Source organism: Ancylobacter gelatini (genome assembly GCF_022601675.1).
Lineage (GTDB): Bacteria > Pseudomonadota > Alphaproteobacteria > Rhizobiales > Xanthobacteraceae > Ancylobacter > Ancylobacter gelatini.
The window spans coordinates 164,976-181,923 of record NZ_JAKVIL010000011.1 but is presented as its reverse complement, the minus strand read 5'-3'; the positions used below and the strand labels follow the sequence as shown (position 1 = coordinate 181,923).

Sequence of the window (16,948 nt, the reverse complement as noted above, 5' to 3'; positions counted from 1 at the left end):
TCGGCGCTGGTGAAGGCGCTGGAGATCATGGCCAACCACACCGTCGCCCCCGACGCGTGAGGCCGGATCGGCGCGTGAGCGCAACTGAATAATGAATTCAGTTTTTCCCGCTGGTGCCGCTGAGGCCTGACGGGAGTCGACCCGAGATAAAAGTAAGCATTGCTGCCCCGGTAGTGAAACCCACTGCCGGGGCAGTTTTTTGTGCGCGCGAGGAGACAATTGTTCTTCGTTCCACACCGTGGACAACATGCCATATGTCGACATAACTTCATCACGCGTCGCAAACACGCTCCGCTCCACCCGCGAAGCCGGCCCCACATGCGCGACGTATTATCACGGCTGCACGATTGCTCTTGACTGAGGGACCAATCTCCCCTTTCATGGCATACAAAATACCAAACAAGAGTCCGGGGCACGACACAGCCGGTCCCGGAACACAGGAGGGAGCCAAATGAAGGTCTGCATCTATGGTGCCGGCGCCATCGGCGGTTATGTCGGCGTTCAGCTCAAGCGGGCTGGTGTCGATGTGAGCCTGGTCGCTCGCGGCGCGCATCTCGAAGCCATGAAGGCCAATGGCCTCAAGCTTCTCATCGACGGCGAAGAGCGCGTCGAGCACATTCCCTGTTCGGACAATCCGGCCGATCTTGGTCCGCAGGATTATGTCATCGTCGCGCTGAAGGCCCATTCGGTGCCGAGCGTCGTCGACGCCATGCAGCCCCTGCTGGGCAACGACACCGCCGTCGTGACCGCGGTGAACGGTGTTCCCTACTGGTATTACTACAAGCACGGCGATCATCTGGAGAACAAGACGCTGGAAAGCGTCGATCCGGGCGGCAAGCAGTGGCATGGCCTGCGCCCCGAGCGCGCCATCGGCTGCATCGTCTATCCCGCGACCGAAGTGGTCGCGCCGGGTGTCATCCAGCACGTCTATGGCGACAAGTTCCCGCTCGGCGAGCCCTCGGGCGAGATCACCGAGCGCGCCACCAAGCTGTCCGAGGCGTTCGCCGCCGGCGGCATGCGCGCGCCGGTGATGCCGAACATCCGCGACGAGCTGTGGCTGAAGCTGTGGGGCAATTTGTGCTTCAACCCGATCAGCGCGCTCACCCATGCCACGCTCGACACCATCGCCTCCGACCCCGGCACCCGCGCCGTGGCCAAGTCGATGATGCTCGAAGCCCAGGAAATCGCCGTCCAGTCCGGCGTCAATTTCCGCGTGGGCGTGGAGCGCCGCATCGATGGCGCCGGCGCGGTCGGGGCCCACAAGACCTCGATGCTGCAGGACCTCGAGCGCTCGCGCCCGATGGAGATCGATCCGCTGGTGACCGTGGTTCAGGAGATGGGGCGCCTTGCCGGCATCTCGACCCCGACCATCGACACCGTTCTGGCCCTGGTTCGCCAGCGTGCCCAGATCGCCGGCTGCTACAACTGAACCTGCGCGTTCGAGATCAAGCATCACAATGACACATTGGGTTCGTTACCAGCACGCGGGCGCGGCCGGCTTCGGCACGCTCGAGAGCGACACCATCACGGTTCACAGCGGCGACATGTTCGGCGCCAACCAGTCGACCGGCGAGCGCATTGCGCTCGCCGAGGTCGAACTGCTGGCGCCCTGCGAGCCGAGCAAGATGATCGCGCTGTGGAACAATTTCCACGCATTGGCGGCCAAGCTGAATTCGCCGGTCCCGGCGGATCCGCTCTATCTGCTGAAAGCGCCGTCCTGCATCACCACGCCGGGCGCCACGGTGCCCCGCCCCGCCTCCTATGACGGCAAGGTCGTCTATGAGGGCGAACTCGGCATCGTCATCGGCAAGACGGCGACCGCGGTTTCCGAGGAAGAGGCCGACGGCTTCATCTTCGGCTATACCTGCGTCAACGACATCACGGCCGCCGACATCATCAACAAGGACGCCACCTTCGCCCAGTGGGTGCGCGCCAAGAGCTTCGACAGCTTCGGCCCCTTCGGCCCGGCGATCGTCACCGGCATCGATCCGGCCAGCCTGGTCGTGCGCACCGTGCTGAACGGCGCGGAGCGCCAGCGCTACCCGATCAGCGACATGGTGTTCTCGGCGCGCCAGCTGGTCAGCCGTATCTCGCACGACATGACGCTGAACCCCGGCGACGTGATCTGCTGCGGCACCTCGATCGGCGTCGGCACGATGAAGGACCCGTCCAATTCGGTCGACATCGTGATCGAAGGCATCGGGACGCTGAGCAACACTTTTGTGCAGTAGCGTCTCGGCACTGTTGCGCCTATAGGGGAATAGGATACGCCAATCGACGGGAGGGGCGTGCGGGTTGCCGCATGTCTGCTTCCGGCCGTCCGGTTGTGGAGGAGCGGGATTAATGAATATCCATGAGTATCAGGCCAAGGGAGTGCTCCGCGAATTCGGGGTCCCGGTGCCGAACGGCGTCGCGATTCTGGATGCCGCCGAGGCTGACGCCGCGGCCGCGAAGGTCGCCGGCCCGGTATGGGTGGTGAAGAGCCAGATCCATGCCGGCGGGCGTGGCAAGGGCAAGTTCAAGGAAGCCGATGCCGGCGAGAAGGGCGGCGTGCGCGTCGTCAAGTCCGCTGCCGAGGCCGCCGCGAACGCCAAGCAGATTCTCGGCAAGACCCTGGTGACGATCCAGACCGGCCCCGCCGGCAAGCAGGTCAACCGGGTCTATATCGAGGAAGGCTCCGACATCGACAAGGAGTTCTACCTCTCCGCCCTCGTCGACCGCGAGACCTCGCGGGTGGCCTTCGTGGTCTCGACCGAAGGCGGCATGGACATCGAGGAAGTCGCGCATTCGACCCCCGAGAAGATCCACACCTTCGCCGTCGATCCGGCCACCGGCGTGATGCCGCATCATGGCCGCACCGTCGCCAAGGCGCTCAACCTCTCCGGCGACCTCGCCAAGCAGGCGGGTGCGCTGGTCGAGAAGCTCTACAAGGCCTTCGTCGCCAAGGACATGGCGATGCTCGAGATCAACCCGCTGGTCGTCACCAAGGGCGGCGAGCTGAAGTGCCTCGACGCCAAGATCTCCTTCGATTCCAACTCGCTCTATCGCCACGCCGACGTGATGTCGCTGCGCGACGAGACCGAGGAGGACGCCAAGGAAATCGAGGCCTCCAAGTATGACCTCGCCTATATCGCGCTGGACGGCACGATCGGCTGCATGGTCAACGGCGCGGGCCTGGCCATGGCCACGCTCGACATCATCAAGCTCTATGGGGAATCGCCCGCCAACTTCCTCGACGTCGGCGGCGGCGCCACGGAAGAGAAGGTGACCGCCGCGTTCAAGATCATCACCTCCGATCCGAACGTGAAGGGCATCCTCGTCAACATCTTCGGCGGCATCATGAAGTGCGACGTCATCGCGCGCGGCGTCATCGCCGCGGTGAAGGCGGTCGGGCTCGAGGTTCCGCTGGTGGTGCGCCTCGAGGGAACAAATGTCGAGGAAGGCAAACAGATCATCCGCGACAGCGGTCTGAATGTCATCCCGGCGGATGATCTCGACGACGCCGCCCAGAAGATCGTCAAGGCCGTGCAGGGAGCCGCCTGATGTCTGTGCTCATCACCAAAGAAACCAAGATCATCACCCAGGGCTTCACCGGAAAGAACGGCACGTTCCATTCCGAGCAGGCCCTCGCCTACGGCTCCAAGGTCGTCGGCGGCACCTCGCCCGGCAAGGGCGGCTCCACCCATCTCGGCCTGCCGGTGTTCGACACCGTGGCCGAGGCGATGGAGAAGACCGGGGCCGACGCCTCGGTGATCTATGTGCCGCCTCCGGGCGCGGCCGATGCCATCTGCGAGGCGATCGCGGCGGAAATCCCGCTCATCGTCTGCATCACCGAGGGCATTCCAGTGCTCGACATGGTGAAGGTGCGTCGCGCGCTGGACGGTTCGAAGTCGCGCCTCGTCGGCCCGAACTGCCCCGGCATCGTCACCGCCGGCGAATCCAAGATCGGCATCATGCCGGCCAACATCTTCAAGAAGGGCTCGGTCGGCGTGGTCTCGCGCTCCGGCACGCTGACCTATGAAGCCGTGTTCCAGACCTCGCAGGAAGGCCTCGGCCAGACCACCGCGGTCGGCATCGGCGGCGATCCGGTCAAGGGCACCGAGTTCATCGACGTGCTGGAAATGTTCCTGGCCGACGACGCCACCGAGTCGATCGTGATGATCGGCGAGATCGGCGGCTCGGCGGAAGAGGACGCGGCCCAGTTCCTCAAGGACGAAGCCAAGCGCGGGCGCAAGAAGCCGATGGTGGGCTTCATCGCCGGCCGCACCGCCCCTCCCGGCCGCCGCATGGGCCATGCCGGCGCCATCATTTCCGGCGGCAAGGGCGGCGCGGAAGACAAGATCGCGGCGATGGAAGAAGCCGGGGTCGTGGTTTCGCCCTCGCCGGCGCGCCTCGGCAAGACCCTGGTGGAAGTGCTCAACAAGCGCGCCGCCGCCTGAGGCTCCGCCGTCACCGACGCCTGTTAGAGAAACCCCGCGCTGTCACGGCGCGGGGTTTTTTCATGCGGGAATGGACGGGTGGCGGCGCGACGGCCGGGAGGTAGCGCGACGACGGGCCTGCCGGCTCACACCGGATAGCATTCCGGCGCGAGGGCGTGCTCGCCATCCACTTCAAGCAGATGCGCGACCTCGATGGTCATCCAGGCGTGGCAGAGGATGAGCAACGACAATATGGGCATGACCTGCGCGAACATGCGGCGTTCTCCGGTCTCGGGGGCTGTGCTGCGGTGCAGCGTACACCCGAGGCTCGCGTATCTGGTATACCTAATGCCAGAAACCAAGCATGCACGGAACGCATGGCCCCGGCCGTCCGCGGCGGAACCTACCGTGTGAATGCGGAAGACACGGCAAGCCGCTCGCGCACGCCGGCGGCGGCGCGCGATGCCCTACGATAACAGGCTTTAGGCCGATGAGGGCGGCCGGAGCTATTGCGCGGGCGCGCCCTGCGGGGCTTCCTGCGGCGGCAGCGGCAGGCCCCAGGCGCTGAAGGTCTGGCGGAAGGCCTGATCGCCCGGCACGCCCTTTTCCAGCACCAGAATGGCGCGGCGGCCATTCTCGAACACCATCGGCAGGTCGATCCAGTTGCGCGTGATCAGCAGGCCGAGATTGCGCTGGCGCTCGATATCGAGCGCGGAAAGCCCGATCAGGAAGTAGCCGGGCGCCACCCGCACCGCGAGGCCCGTCAGCGGCGCGCCCTGCGCGCCCTCGGACGCCTTGGCGCGGATGCCCGGCACATTCTGAACATTGCCGAGGTCGAAATTCGGCGGCAGCTCGTACTGGATCTCGACGATGTGCGAGGCCGGGATGCTGGCATCCTGGTTGCGCCGCAGCCGCAGCGTCGCCTTGATGCCGCGGTCGGGAATGGTGATCTCGGCCTTGATGCCGATATCGGGCGCCATACCGTCGCCGGGGCTGAACGTATCGGTGCTCCAGACCACGGAGCCGACGAATTGCTGGAGGCCCTGGTCGCCGCCGCCGGCGCTTTCCTCGAACAGCACCGCCCGCTCGGCCACGCCCAGCGTCTGGACGCCCGGCTGGGCGGGGGCAACACGCTGGCCGTTGGTGGTCGGCGCCTGCGCGATACGATCGGTGGATTTCGACACTTCAGGCGTGGCCGGCGCGGAGGCGACCGGCGGCTCGTCGCCACGCAGCTCCGGCGGCGCGGACGCGCCGTTGAACATCGCGACAAGGGCGTCGCTCTTGAGGTAGCCCACCACACCGAGCGCGGCGAGCACCACCAGAATCGCGATCGCGATCAGCAGGCCACGCCCGCGCCGGGGCGTCTCGTCGTCAAAACTGTCGGGATGGCGGCCGTCGATCTCGCCGCCGCGCTCGGCGGGTCCGCGCGCGGTGTCGGTGTCGCCCGGCCGCAACGCGCCGAAATCAGCGCCCTGGGCCGGCGGTTCTCCATGCCAGTCCCCATTGGACGCCCGGCGCTGCGCCGCGGCCTCCACCAGATCCTCATAGCCTTCCAGCTCGTCGGGCTCGACACGGGGCGCGGGCGACGCCGGGGCCGCGAGCGGACCGAGCCCGAACGTCCCGGCCTCGCGCGGCTGCGCCGCTTCATAGCGCGCCGCACCAAAACGGGACTCGGATGGCCGGGGTGCGGGATCACCGGCGGCAACCGGCGCCTCGACGTCGGGCGACGCCGCCGGCTCCGGCGCCACATCTTCGGCCGGGGCAGGCTCGTCAAATGTGGGCTCGCGGTCGGCAGGCTCGTCCGGCGCCGGTTCCGGAGCGGCGCTCTCGGCCGGCTCGGGTGCGGGCGGGGGCTCGATCGCAGGCGCGGCCGCCGGCGGCTCGGCGTAATCCAGCTCCAGCCGGCGGATCGCGTCCTCCAGCGAGGACTGCTCGCGCGTGATGTCTTCCTCGCGCAGCGGCGGGTCGGCATTGCGGAGCTGCGCCAGCAGGGCCTTGCGCGCGCGTTCAAAAACCACGTTGCGGGCGTCCCGACCCTTGTTCGGGAGCCCGCCAATGGCGCGCGCGAGGAGCGGATAATAATCAGCCATTACGCTATGCGGTCACGCGCTGGAGCCGGAAGGCGGCAGCGCTCATGATTCAAAGGGATTCTGGACGAGGATCGTATCATCCCGTTCCGGGCTCGTGGACAGCAGAGCCACCGGACAGCCGATAAGTTCCTCGATCCGGCGCACATATTTCACCGCCTCGGCCGGCAGGTCCGCCCAGGAGCGCGCGCCCGCCGTCGATTCGGTCCATCCGGCGATGGTCTCATAGATCGGCTCGACATGGGCCTGCGCATCCTGGCCGGCCGGAAAATAATCCAGCTCCCGGTCGCCGAGCCGGTACTTGGTGCAGACCTTCAGCTCGGTGAAGCCGTCGAGCACGTCCAGCTTGGTCAGCGCGATGCCGTTGATGCCGGAGGTGCGCACGGTCTGGCGCACCAGCACGGCGTCGAACCACCCGCAGCGGCGCGGCCGGCCGGTCACGGTGCCGAATTCATGGCCGCGCTCGCCGATGCGCCGGCCGATCTCGTCACCCAGCTCGCTCGGGAACGGGCCCTCGCCGACGCGGGTGGTGTAGGCCTTGGTGATGCCGAGCACATAACCCACCGCGCCCGGCCCGAGGCCCGAGCCGGTCGCCGCCTGGGCGGCCACCGTGTTGGACGAGGTCACGAACGGGTAGGTGCCGTGGTCGACGTCGAGCAGCGCGCCCTGCGCACCCTCGAACAGGATCTTCGAGCCGTGCCGGCGCTCGTCGTCGAGCAGCGCCCAGGTGCGGTCCATGAAGGGCAGCACCTGCGGGGCGATCGCCAGCAGCGCCTCGCGCAGGCCCTGTGCATCGACTTCCTCGATGCCAAGGCCGCGGCGCAGCGGGTTGTGATGGGCGAGCAGGCGCTCGATCTTGGCGTCCAGCGTGTCGGGATAGGCGAGGTCCATCAGGCGGATCGCGCGGCGGCCCACCTTGTCCTCATAAGCCGGACCGATGCCGCGCTTGGTGGTGCCGATCTTGGTGCCGGAGGCTGCGGCGTTCTCGCGGATGGCGTCGAGCTCGCGGTGCAGCGGCAGGATCAGCGTGACGTTCTCGGCCACGCGCAGGCGATCGGGCGTCACTTCCACGCCCTGCCCACGGATGCGGCCGATCTCGTCGACCAGCGCCCACGGGTCCAGCACCACGCCATTGCCGATCACCGACAGCCGCGCGCCGCGTACCAGACCGGACGGCAGCAGCGACAGCTTGTAGGTGGTGTTGCCTACAACGAGCGTATGGCCGGCATTATGCCCGCCCTGGAAGCGGACGACGACGTCCGCCTGCTCGCTGAGCCAATCGACGATCTTGCCCTTACCCTCGTCGCCCCACTGGGAACCGACGACGACCACGTTCGCCACGTGCCAAGCTCCTGATTGCGGCGGACGGCACGGCCGGGCCGTGGTCCACACAGACAAAACCCCGGCGAAGCATTCCGACCGGGGTTGCCACCTATTAAGGGATCGGCTCCGGGGTGGCAAGAACATGTGGCGCCACATCTGCGCGGCGCGGGCTCACCGCCCCGCCCCCGCGCGCAGCGAAATGGCGGGAGCCACCCTCTTCGATCCGACGATTCCCTCCGATCGGGAAATGCTCTAGACCCTGTGGCCCCCGCTCTTTCGTCCTCGCGTCACGGTTGCCCGCCATGTTCCGCCGCCTGCTCGATGCGCCCTATGTGCTGCTCACGCTGGTGCCGCTGTTCTGGGCGGGAAACATCGTGCTGGGACGACATGTCGCCGGTCAGGTGCCGCCGGTCGCGCTGGCCTGGTTCCGCTGGGTGCTGGCCTTTCTCATCCTGCTGCCCTTCACCTACAAGGCGCTGCGCGAGGACTGGCCGCTGATCCGCCGCCATTTCGGCCTGCTGACCCTGATCGCCTTCACCGGCATCTCGGCCTACAACACCATCTTCTATTGGGGCCTGCAGTTCACGCCGGCGCTGAACGGGCTGCTGATGCAGTCCACCGGCCCGCTGCTGATCGCGCTCTGGGCGTTCCTGCTGCTGGGCGACCGGCTCTCCGCCGGGCAGGCGATCGGCATCAGCCTGTCGCTGGTCGGCGTGGTCATCATCATCTGCCGGGGCGATCTCGCGGTGCTGACCACGATCGGCTTCAATATCGGCGACATCGCGCTGTTCAGCGCCATGGTGCTCTACGGCCTCTATTCCGCGCTGCTGGGGCGGCGCCCGCCGCTGAGCCGCCTCGGCTTCCTCGCCTTCTCCATCGGCTGGGGCGCGGTGCTGCTGACGCCGGCCTTCATCTGGGAACGCTTCTCAGGCCCGCCGCTGAGCTTCAACCTGCTGACGCTGGTCTCCATGGCCTATGTCGCGGTGTTCGCCTCGGTGCTGGCCTATCTGTTCTTCAATCGCGGCGTCGACCTGATCGGGCCGAACCGGGCGGCGCCGTTCTTCCACCTGATGCCGCTGTTCGGCTCGGTGCTCGCCATCCTGTTCCTCGGCGAGACGCCGCATCTCTACCACGCGGCCGGCTATGCGCTGGTGCTGTGCGGGGTGGCCACGGCGACTTTCTTCGGCAAGAAGAAGGCCGCTCCCGAGAAGGTCTAGAGCATGTGCGGTGAAGTGGTTTTCACCGCGCATGCTCTCGATTTTTGAGTTTGCGCATTTTCCTGACGCGAACCGGCATCCACTTCGCTCGAAAATGCTTCAGCCCAGCTCGAAGCTCGTGACGCCGTAAATCTCGTCCAGCGCCAGCACCGGCGCCGGCCCGCGATACATGCGCGCGGTCTCGAATAACGGGGAGAGGCCGACGCGGCGGGCCAGCGCCTCTGCGGCCCGGTTCGGCTCGGCGATGTCGAGGCTCACCGGCGCATCGCCAACCTGCGCGCACAGGGCGGAAAACACCTCCTGCGCCGCCGCCTCGTCGCGCGCCACCAGCGGCGCAACCTTCCAGCCCTCGCGCGCCGGGCGCACCACGCCCCAGCCGGCGAGTTCGCCATCGCGCAGCAATGCCCGGCCGACATGGCCCGGTGTGCCGATCCAGCTTTCGAGGAAGGCGCGGCGGGCCGCCGGGAACACCCGCGCGTCGCTCGCCTCGATCCGGGCAAAGGGCACGTCGGCAAGGTCGACGCAGGCGCCACCGCCCTCCCCGCCCTGCACCCGCCCGGCAAAGCGGATGTTGCGCCAGGCGAGTTCAAATCCCTGTCTGGCGTAATTGGCCTGCTGCGCCACCACCCCGTCGAGCCCGATGGTGCGCGGCCCGGCATGGGCCAGCCCGGCCTGCCACAACCGGAAGCCGATGCCGCGCCCGCGCTGTTCCGGCTTGACGATGTAGAATCCGAGAAAGGCGAAGCTCGCATCGTAGTTCACCACGGAGATCACCGCCGCCGGGGCGCCGTCCACCTCCGCGCACCAGAAGCCGTGCGGGTCGACGGTGGCGAAGCACGCGGCGTCGGCGAGGCCCGGATTCCAGCCCTCCGCCGCCGCCCATTCCACCGCGAGCGGGATTTCAGACGGTGCGAGAGGTCGGATATGCACGGTATCGCTCATGGCAGGCTCCACTGATTCGTGCCGGGAGGACATGATGATCAACGAACAACTCACGATCGGACTTGTGGTCAACGTCGTGACCATGCTCGTGCATCTCGCGGCCACCCTGCTGCTCGTGGCGCTGATCCATCCTTACGGCAACTGGCTGCGGAACCGGCCGCGAATCCGGCTGGTGATCGCCCTGCTGGTCACCAACTACGTCCTGCTCACCGCCCATCTGCTGGAGGTCGGCCTGTGGGCGCTGATCTACACCTGGCTGGAACTGGTCGACAATCCGTCGGACGCCTTCTACTCGGCCTTCGTCAACTACACGACGCTCGGCTATGGCGACGTTCTGCAGGGGACCTCGACCCGCCTGCTCGGCCCCCTCGCCTCGGCCAGCGGCATCATGATGTTCGGCTGGTCGACGGCGCTGCTGATCTATGTGCTGCAGGGCCACCTGCCCAATATCATCATCCGCCGGGACCCAAAAAGCTGATGCCCGGGCGTCATTCCTGCGTGCAGGTGGCGACCGGCTCGGCATCCTCCCCGCGCGTGAGGTCGTAGAGGCTGGCCTCGCGGCCCTTGCTCCACCAGACATAGACCCCGCCGGCATAGCGCGCGCCGGAGCCGGACAGCACATTGGCGAGCACGACGAACTCGCCCTTGCGGGTGAGCGTGGCCAGGGAGACCGGGCCGGCATTGATATAGACCACCTCCGCCGCCGACGTGTCGTCGCAGGCGTAGCGCGCCCGTATCTCCTGCGCCTCCACCCCTTCCGGCAGCGGAATGACGATGGAGCCGGCGGCGGGGGTCGGGGCCGGATCGGTCGCGGCGATGGCGCGGGAGGCCGGGGCGGCGAGCGCGAGCCCCGCCACCAGCAGCCGTGCGAACGACAGGCGATGCGCGCGGTTCATGGCAGTCTCCGATGCGGGCGGCCGGCCCTCATGCCGGCCTGTGATGGGCGTGCCAGTGCCGGGCGATGTCGATGCGCCGTGGCACCCAGACCCGGTCATGGGATGCGATGTGGTCGATGAAACGCTCCAGCCCGACAATGCGCCCGGGGCGGCCGACGAGACGGCAATGCAGGCCGATGGTCAGCATCTTCGGCGCCTCCGCCCCCTCGGCATAGAGCGCGTCGAAACTGTCGCGCAGATAGGCGAAGAACTGGTCGCCGGAATTGAAGCCCTGCGCGGCGGCAAAGCGCATGTCGTTGGAATCGAGCGTGTAGGGAATGGTGAGGTGCGGGCCGTGCGGCCCCTTCACCCAATAGGGCAGATCGTCGGCATAGGTGTCCGAATCATAGAGGAAGCCGCCCTCCTCCATGGTGATGCGGCGGGACTGCTCGGAGGTGCGCCCGGTGTACCAGCCGAGCGGGCGCTCGCCGACGACATCGGTGTGCAGGGCGATCGCGGCGTCGAAATCGGCCTTCTCCGCCGCATAGGAATGGTTGCGGTAGTCGATCCACTTATAGCCGTGGCTGGCGATCTCCCAGTCGGCTTCCTTCATGGCGGCGACCACGTCCGGGTTGCGGGCCAGCGCGGTGGCGACGCCATAGACGGTGAGCGGCAGGCCGCGCCGCTGGAACAGGCGCCACAGCCGCCAGAAGCCGGCGCGCGAGCCGTATTCGTAGATCGACTCCATGTTCATGTGGCGCTGGCCCGGCCAGGGCTGCGCGCCGATGATCTCGGAGAGGAAGGCTTCGGAGGCGGCGTCGCCATGAAGAACGCAGTTCTCCCCGCCCTCCTCGTAATTCAGCACGAACTGCACCGCGATCCGCGCGCCGCCCGGCCATTTCGGGTCCGGCGGGTTGCGGCCATAGCCGATGAGGTCGCGGGGATAGGGCTGATCGTAATCAAACATGGCACGGACTCGAGCGAAGCGGTGATGCACGCGGCAAGTGTTACAGGCTAATGCCGCCGACGCCACGGTGGAACATTATCTCGCAGTTGCGGGATAAATCGCCCTCCGGCTCTCGACAGACGGGGCCGGCGCGTTTTTGATGGCGCCGTATCCCCTACCGGAGTCCGTTCATGTCGCTGCCTGATCCCAGCCTGCTTCTCGCCCGCGCGCCGGTGGTGCCGGTCGTCACCATTCAGAGCGTGGCGGCAGGCATCAAACTCGCCCGTGCGCTGGTCGAGGGCGGCCTGCCGCTGATCGAGGTGACGCTGCGCACCCCGGTCGCGCTGGAGGCCATGGCTGCCATCGCCGCCGAGGTGCCCGACGCCGTGGTCGGCGCCGGCACCGTGACCCGGCCGGAGCTGATCGAGAAGTCGATCGCCGCCGGTGCGCGCTTCCTGGTCTCGCCCGGCTGCCCGCCGGCGCTGGCCGAAGCCTTCGCCGAGGCGCCGGTGCCGGTACTGCCGGGCTGCGCCACCGCCACCGAGGCGATGACGCTGCACGCCATGGGTTTCTCGGTGCTCAAGCTGTTCCCGGCCGAGGCGGTCGGCGGGGCGAACCTCATCAAGTCGCTGGCCGGCCCGCTGCCGGACCTGCGCTTCTGCCCGACCGGCGGCATCGGGCCGGACAATGTCGGCAAGTATCTGTCGCAGACCAATATCCTCGCGGTCGGCGGCTCCTGGGTCTGCCCCAATGACGCGATCAACACCGGCGACTGGGCCCGCATCGTCGAACTGTCCAAGGCCGCCGCCAAGCTGCACCGCGCCGCGTTCCCGTAGGACGCGCCGCCCTCCGACGCAAAACGGCCGGGGCATGCCCCGGCCGTTTTCGTTTCGCGGGAACGGCGAGGGAGGCTCAGAACGCCAGCGGCTTGGCCTGCTTCACGGCGGGGAGCTGCTGCACCTTGGCCAGCACCTCGGCCGGGAGCGCGCCGTCGACCTCGACCAGCGCGATGGCGTCGCCGCCCTGATGGTCGCGGCCGAGCGCGAAGGTCGCGATGTTGACACCGGCATCGCCGAGCAGGCTGGCGAAGCGGCCGACGAAGCCGGGCTTGTCCTCATTGGTGACGTAGATCATCGAGGGCGCGAACTCGGCGTCGACCTTGATGCCCTTGATGTCGACGATGCGCGGGCGCCCATCGGCGAACACCGTGCCGGAGATGGAGCGCTCCATCTTCTCGGTGACGACGGTCAGGGTGACGAGGCTCTCATAATCGCCGGCCACCTCGCGGGTGACCTCCTCGACCACGATGCCGCGCTCCTTGGCGATGGAGGGCGCGGACACGACATTGATGTCGGCCAGCGCCGGACGCAGCAGCCCGGCCACCGCCGCCGAGGTGAGCGCGCGGATCTTCAGCTCGGACACCGCGCCCTCATAGGTGATGCGTACGGTCTGGATATCGGTATCGGTGAGCTGGCCGGCGAAGGAGCCCAGCTTTTCCGCCAGCTCGATGAAGGGCTTGAGCTTGGGGGCTTCCTCGGCGGTGATCGAGGGGAAGTTCACCGCGTTGGAGATCGCCCCGCGCAGCAGATAGTCGCTCATCTGTTCGGCGACCTGAAGCGCGACGTTCTCCTGCGCTTCCGAGGTGGAGGCGCCCAGATGCGGGGTGCAGATCACGCCAGGCAGGCCGAACAGCGGGTTCTCAGTCGCCGGCTCGGTGACGAACACGTCGAAGGCCGCGCCCGCGACATGGCCGCTCTTGATCGCTTCCGCCAGCGCCGCCTCGTCGACGAGGCCGCCGCGCGCGCAATTGACGATGCGCACGCCCTTCTTCGTCTTCGCCAGCGCCTCGGCCGAGAGCACGTTGCGGGTCTTGTCGGTCAGCGGCGTGTGCAGAGTGATGACGTCCGCGCGGGCCAGCAGTTCGTCCAGCTCGACCTTCTCGACGCCGATATCGAGCGCGCGCTCCGGCGAGAGGAACGGATCGAACGCCACCACCTTCATCTTCAGGCCGAGGGCACGGTCGGCGACGATCGAGCCGATATTGCCGCAGCCGATGACGCCGAGCGTCTTGGCGGTGAGCTCGACGCCCATGAAGCGGTTCTTCTCCCACTTGCCGGCCTGGGTCGAGGCATCGGCGGCGGGGATTTCGCGGGCCAGCGCGAACATCATGGCGATGGCGTGCTCGGCGGTGGTGATGGAGTTGCCGAACGGCGTGTTCATCACGATCACGCCCTTGGCGGTGGCGGCCGGGATGTCGACATTGTCGACGCCGATGCCGGCGCGGCCCACCACCTTGAGGCGGGTGGCGTTGGCGAGGATCTTCGGCGTGACCTTGGTCGCCGAGCGGATGGCGAGGCCGTCATAATCGCCGATGATCTCGGCCAGCTTGTCCTTGTCCTTGCCGAGGTTCGGCTGGAAATCCACCTCGATGCCGCGATCCTTGAAGATCTGCACGGCGGCGGGGGAAAGGGCGTCGGAAATCAGAACGCGGGGAGCCATCGGCTTCATCCTGTTCGAGAATAGGGGGTTCTATCCCGCCGCTGGCGGGAGGGGACGACGAAGCGTTCGTCGGGCGGTGCGCCGGTAGCGCCGCCGGCGGAAAGGCCGGGAGGAGGCCGTCCGCAGGCAGGGCGTGCGCATCGTCCCTTCGCCGTCCCCTCGCGTCAGCGGCGGGGGGAGCGGGACGAAAAGGACGTCAGGCCGCCTGCTTCAGACCGGCCTTGGCGCTGTCATAGGCGAAGGTGAGCCACGGCAGCAGCGCTTCGAGATCGGACGCCTCGACGGTGGCGCCGGCCCAGATGCGCAGGCCGGCGGGCGCGTCGCGATAGGCGCCGATATCATAGGCGACACCGGCCTTTTCCAGCGTGCCGGCGATCGCCTTGGCGAAGGCGGCCTGTGCGTCGGGCGCGAGCGCCTTCACTTCCGCGTCGGCGACCACGAGGCAGACCGAGGTGTTCGAACGGGTGGCCGGGTCCTTGGCAAGGAAGTCGATCCAGTCGTTCTTGGCCACGAAATCGGCCAGCACCTTGAAATTGGCGTCCGAGCGGGCGCGCAGGCCCTTGAGGCCGCCGAGGCTCTTCGACCATTGCAGGGCGTCGATATAGTCCTCGACGCAGAGCATGGACGGGGTGTTGATGGTCTCGCCCTCGAAGAGGCCCTCGATCAGCTTGCCGCCCTTGGTCATGCGGAAGATCTTCGGCATCGGCCAGGCCGGCACATAGCTCTCCAGCCGCTCCACGGCGCGGGGCGAGAGGATGAGCATGCCGTGCGCGGCCTCGCCGCCCAGCACCTTCTGCCAGGAGAAGGTCACGACATCGAGCTTGGCCCAGTCGAGGTCCTGCGCGAAGGCGGCCGACGTGGCGTCGCAGATGGTGAGGCCGGTGCGGTCCGCCGCGATCCAGTCGCCGTTCGGCACGCGCACGCCGGAGGTGGTGCCGTTCCAGGTGAACACGACGTCATGGTCGAAATTCACCTCGGCAAGGTTCGGCAGTTCGCCATAGCCGGCCTTGAGGGTGCGGGCATCCTTGAGCTTGAGCTGCTTGATGACATCGGTCACCCAGCCTTCGCCGAAGCTTTCCCATGCCAGCAGGTCGACCGGCCGGGCGCCGAGCAGCGACCACAGCGCCATCTCCACCGCGCCGGTGTCGGACGCCGGGACGATGCCGATGCGGTAGTCGGCGGGAATGTCGAGAACCTCGCGGGTGAGGTCGATGGCCAGCTTGAGCTTGGCCTTGCCGACCTTGGCACGGTGGGAGCGGCCGAGCGGCGCGTCGCTCAGGCCTTCCAGCGTCCAGCCGGGACGCTTGGCGCAGGGGCCGGACGAGAAATTGGGATTGGCCGGCTTGTGCGCCGGCAGTGCGGTAATCGTCATGATAGCCATCCTTCCAGATGGGAGCCCCTCGGTGGGGAGGGGTAGCCCGGGCCGGGGAATACTCCCGGTCCGGAAAAAGCGCAAGAGGGGGAGAGAGCGCGGCTCAGTCGCCGTCGCCGAACTGCGCGGGCAGCCGGCCGGCTCGGAACAGGATGACCGGCTCCTCGTCATAATCGCCCGACTCGGCATCGCCGGTCATGGCGAAGGCCACCACGCCCGCCTTGTTCGCCGCGAGGCGCTCCGCGGTGCGGATCGCCATCTCGCCGGTGCGCGCGCGGGTCGGCTGGTCGGCCCGCAGCGCGCCGCGCATGCCGGCCTTGAAGCTCTGCACGATATAGATGGTCTCGATCGCCATGGCCGCCTCCGTGTCGTGCCCGCTGTAGCACATGCCGGAGTGCACGTATGGTCGCAGCGCTCAGTCGATCAGGTAGCGCGCGCCGATCCGGATTTCGTGGGCGTCCTGATCGAATTCCGGCACGCCGGCGCCGCCGATATTCACGCCGTCGAGGCTGAGATAACGGTAGCCGATATCCAGTTGCCAGTTCGGCGACAGCTCGACAGCCACGCCCGCCATCACCGCCCAGGCAAAGCCCCAGCCGCTGGCCGAGCCGATATCCGCGCCGAGGACATCGATATCGGAAACCGAAACATAGCCGGCGCCCGCACCCGCGCCGACATAGGGCGTGAGGCCGTGCCAGGTGCCGAGATCGACATAGACGTTGCCCAGCAGCGTCGCCGCCTCATATTCCGCGGAGAAGGCGCCGGCCGTGTAATCGGCCTTCGTGCGGTAGTCGGCGGTAACGTCGAAGCGCAGCCAGTCATTGGCGCGCACGCCGAGGCCGAGGCCGAGCAGCCAGGCATCCGCGATCTCAGCGCCCGCGCCGAAATCGAAGAACGCCCAGTCCGGGCGCTCATTGACCACGTAGCCGATATCGCCGCGCAGGTACCAGCCGCTGGTGTCCTCGATCTGCGGCGCCTTGGCGAGCAGGTCGGAGGCGTCGAGGTCAACGCCGCCGAGATCGGCCGCCCCTGCCGGCGCCGCCACGGCAAGCCAGCCGGCGGCCAGAGCCGCCAGACCCGGAATGGTGGAGAACGCAACGCAACGCGACATGCCCGATCCTCTTGGATGGCCGGAACACGCCCGGCGACCGTCGATGAGGCGACACTCTCGCAGCGATTATTTAAGGAGCGCTTAACCTTAACGCTTAACCACGATCGCGCTTACGCGACGGGAAGGGGGCGCACCCGGCGCCCCGGCTGTCGTCCTGC

18 protein-coding genes are annotated in these 16,948 nt (G+C 67.5%); 7 read left to right on the top strand and 11 right to left on the bottom strand.

What is annotated here, in order from left to right:
- On the bottom strand, positions 1–288 hold a 288-nt coding region (locus MKI84_RS17935; RefSeq protein ID WP_241621616.1), incomplete at its 3' end, for a hypothetical protein.
- Positions 289–451: 163 nt separating this feature from the next.
- On the opposite strand from MKI84_RS17935, the gene MKI84_RS17930 reads away from it, so the two are divergent.
- The 4 genes from MKI84_RS17930 (at position 452) to sucD (ending at position 4,439) form a co-directional block, all read left to right on the top strand.
- A complete protein-coding gene (locus MKI84_RS17930; RefSeq protein WP_241621615.1) occupies positions 452–1,429 on the top strand; it encodes a 2-dehydropantoate 2-reductase in 978 nt (325 codons plus the stop codon).
- Between the two features lie 28 nt (positions 1,430–1,457).
- Positions 1,458–2,231, top strand: coding sequence for a fumarylacetoacetate hydrolase family protein (locus tag MKI84_RS17925; protein WP_241621614.1), 774 nt, complete (start codon positions 1,458–1,460; stop codon positions 2,229–2,231).
- 112 nt (positions 2,232–2,343) lie between these two features.
- Positions 2,344–3,543, top strand: a complete 1,200-nt coding sequence (gene sucC / locus MKI84_RS17920) for an ADP-forming succinate--CoA ligase subunit beta (RefSeq protein ID WP_241621613.1) — start codon at positions 2,344–2,346, stop codon at positions 3,541–3,543.
- A complete protein-coding gene (gene sucD, locus MKI84_RS17915) occupies positions 3,543–4,439 on the top strand; it encodes a succinate--CoA ligase subunit alpha (RefSeq protein ID WP_241621612.1) in 897 nt (298 codons plus the stop codon). The genes sucC and sucD overlap by 1 nt, the downstream gene beginning before the upstream one ends.
- A gap of 125 nt (positions 4,440–4,564) precedes the next feature.
- On the opposite strand, the gene MKI84_RS20700 is transcribed toward sucD, so the two are convergent.
- The 3 genes from MKI84_RS20700 to MKI84_RS17905 form a co-directional block, all read right to left on the bottom strand.
- Positions 4,565–4,693 carry a hypothetical protein gene (locus MKI84_RS20700; protein WP_281063252.1) on the bottom strand — a complete coding sequence of 43 codons (129 nt, stop codon included), beginning with the start codon at positions 4,691–4,693 and terminating at the stop codon, positions 4,565–4,567.
- A gap of 231 nt (positions 4,694–4,924) precedes the next feature.
- On the bottom strand, positions 4,925–6,508 hold the full coding sequence (locus MKI84_RS17910) for a hypothetical protein (RefSeq protein WP_241621611.1): 1,584 nt from the start codon (positions 6,506–6,508) through the stop codon (positions 4,925–4,927).
- 42 nt (positions 6,509–6,550) lie between these two features.
- Positions 6,551–7,846 carry an adenylosuccinate synthase gene (locus MKI84_RS17905; RefSeq protein WP_241621610.1) on the bottom strand — a complete coding sequence of 432 codons (1,296 nt, stop codon included), beginning with the start codon at positions 7,844–7,846 and terminating at the stop codon, positions 6,551–6,553.
- Between the two features lie 284 nt (positions 7,847–8,130).
- Here MKI84_RS17905 and MKI84_RS17900 point away from each other — a divergent pair, with 284 nt between their 5' ends.
- Positions 8,131–9,045 carry a DMT family transporter gene (locus MKI84_RS17900; protein WP_241621609.1) on the top strand — a complete coding sequence of 305 codons (915 nt, stop codon included), beginning with the start codon at positions 8,131–8,133 and terminating at the stop codon, positions 9,043–9,045.
- Positions 9,046–9,144: 99 nt separating this feature from the next.
- Here MKI84_RS17900 and MKI84_RS17895 read toward each other — a convergent pair whose 3' ends face one another.
- On the bottom strand, positions 9,145–9,987 hold the full coding sequence (locus tag MKI84_RS17895) for a GNAT family N-acetyltransferase (RefSeq protein WP_241621608.1): 843 nt from the start codon (positions 9,985–9,987) through the stop codon (positions 9,145–9,147).
- Between the two features lie 34 nt (positions 9,988–10,021).
- Here MKI84_RS17895 and MKI84_RS17890 point away from each other — a divergent pair, with 34 nt between their 5' ends.
- Entirely contained in the window at positions 10,022–10,465 is a 444-nt protein-coding gene (locus MKI84_RS17890; RefSeq protein ID WP_241621607.1) for a potassium channel family protein, read from the top strand.
- 10 nt (positions 10,466–10,475) lie between these two features.
- Here the strand turns inward: MKI84_RS17890 and MKI84_RS17885 are convergent, their stop codons facing one another.
- Both MKI84_RS17885 and puuE read right to left on the bottom strand, forming a co-directional pair.
- Positions 10,476–10,883: an MliC family protein gene (locus MKI84_RS17885; protein WP_241621606.1), complete on the bottom strand. Its 408-nt coding sequence runs from the start codon at positions 10,881–10,883 to the stop codon at positions 10,476–10,478.
- Positions 10,884–10,911: 28 nt separating this feature from the next.
- Positions 10,912–11,829 (bottom strand): allantoinase PuuE, encoded by a 918-nt coding sequence (puuE, locus tag MKI84_RS17880; protein ID WP_241621605.1) that lies wholly within the window; start codon positions 11,827–11,829, stop codon positions 10,912–10,914.
- Between the two features lie 170 nt (positions 11,830–11,999).
- On the opposite strand from puuE, the gene eda reads away from it, so the two are divergent.
- Positions 12,000–12,644: a bifunctional 4-hydroxy-2-oxoglutarate aldolase/2-dehydro-3-deoxy-phosphogluconate aldolase gene (gene eda, locus MKI84_RS17875; protein WP_241621604.1), complete on the top strand. Its 645-nt coding sequence runs from the start codon at positions 12,000–12,002 to the stop codon at positions 12,642–12,644.
- 76 nt (positions 12,645–12,720) lie between these two features.
- On the opposite strand, the gene serA is transcribed toward eda, so the two are convergent.
- From serA to MKI84_RS17855, 4 genes are all read right to left on the bottom strand, one after another.
- Positions 12,721–14,307, bottom strand: a complete 1,587-nt coding sequence (gene serA, locus MKI84_RS17870) for a phosphoglycerate dehydrogenase (RefSeq protein WP_241621603.1) — start codon at positions 14,305–14,307, stop codon at positions 12,721–12,723.
- 196 nt (positions 14,308–14,503) lie between these two features.
- A complete protein-coding gene (locus tag MKI84_RS17865) occupies positions 14,504–15,679 on the bottom strand; it encodes a phosphoserine transaminase (protein WP_241621602.1) in 1,176 nt (391 codons plus the stop codon).
- 103 nt (positions 15,680–15,782) lie between these two features.
- Complete coding sequence (locus MKI84_RS17860; protein WP_241621601.1) at positions 15,783–16,034, bottom strand: hypothetical protein; 252 nt, start codon at positions 16,032–16,034, stop codon at positions 15,783–15,785.
- 60 nt (positions 16,035–16,094) lie between these two features.
- A complete protein-coding gene (locus MKI84_RS17855; protein ID WP_241621600.1) occupies positions 16,095–16,790 on the bottom strand; it encodes an outer membrane protein in 696 nt (231 codons plus the stop codon).
- Positions 16,791–16,948 lie beyond the last annotated feature (158 nt).

Coding starts and splice junctions, on each gene's coding strand:
- MKI84_RS17930 (WP_241621615.1), top strand. CDS start 452: ATGAAGGTCTGCATCTATGGTGCCGGCGCCATCGGCGGTTATGTCGGC.
- MKI84_RS17925 (WP_241621614.1), top strand. CDS start 1,458: ATGACACATTGGGTTCGTTACCAGCACGCGGGCGCGGCCGGCTTCGGC.
- sucC (WP_241621613.1), top strand. CDS start 2,344: ATGAATATCCATGAGTATCAGGCCAAGGGAGTGCTCCGCGAATTCGGG.
- sucD (WP_241621612.1), top strand. CDS start 3,543: ATGTCTGTGCTCATCACCAAAGAAACCAAGATCATCACCCAGGGCTTC.
- MKI84_RS20700 (WP_281063252.1), bottom strand. CDS start 4,693: ATGTTCGCGCAGGTCATGCCCATATTGTCGTTGCTCATCCTCTGCCAC.
- MKI84_RS17910 (WP_241621611.1), bottom strand. CDS start 6,508: ATGGCTGATTATTATCCGCTCCTCGCGCGCGCCATTGGCGGGCTCCCG.
- MKI84_RS17900 (WP_241621609.1), top strand. CDS start 8,131: ATGTTCCGCCGCCTGCTCGATGCGCCCTATGTGCTGCTCACGCTGGTG.
- MKI84_RS17895 (WP_241621608.1), bottom strand. CDS start 9,987: ATGAGCGATACCGTGCATATCCGACCTCTCGCACCGTCTGAAATCCCG.
- MKI84_RS17890 (WP_241621607.1), top strand. CDS start 10,022: ATGATCAACGAACAACTCACGATCGGACTTGTGGTCAACGTCGTGACC.
- MKI84_RS17885 (WP_241621606.1), bottom strand. CDS start 10,883: ATGAACCGCGCGCATCGCCTGTCGTTCGCACGGCTGCTGGTGGCGGGG.
- puuE (WP_241621605.1), bottom strand. CDS start 11,829: ATGTTTGATTACGATCAGCCCTATCCCCGCGACCTCATCGGCTATGGC.
- eda (WP_241621604.1), top strand. CDS start 12,000: ATGTCGCTGCCTGATCCCAGCCTGCTTCTCGCCCGCGCGCCGGTGGTG.
- serA (WP_241621603.1), bottom strand. CDS start 14,307: ATGGCTCCCCGCGTTCTGATTTCCGACGCCCTTTCCCCCGCCGCCGTG.
- MKI84_RS17865 (WP_241621602.1), bottom strand. CDS start 15,679: ATGACGATTACCGCACTGCCGGCGCACAAGCCGGCCAATCCCAATTTC.
- MKI84_RS17860 (WP_241621601.1), bottom strand. CDS start 16,034: ATGGCGATCGAGACCATCTATATCGTGCAGAGCTTCAAGGCCGGCATG.
- MKI84_RS17855 (WP_241621600.1), bottom strand. CDS start 16,790: ATGTCGCGTTGCGTTGCGTTCTCCACCATTCCGGGTCTGGCGGCTCTG.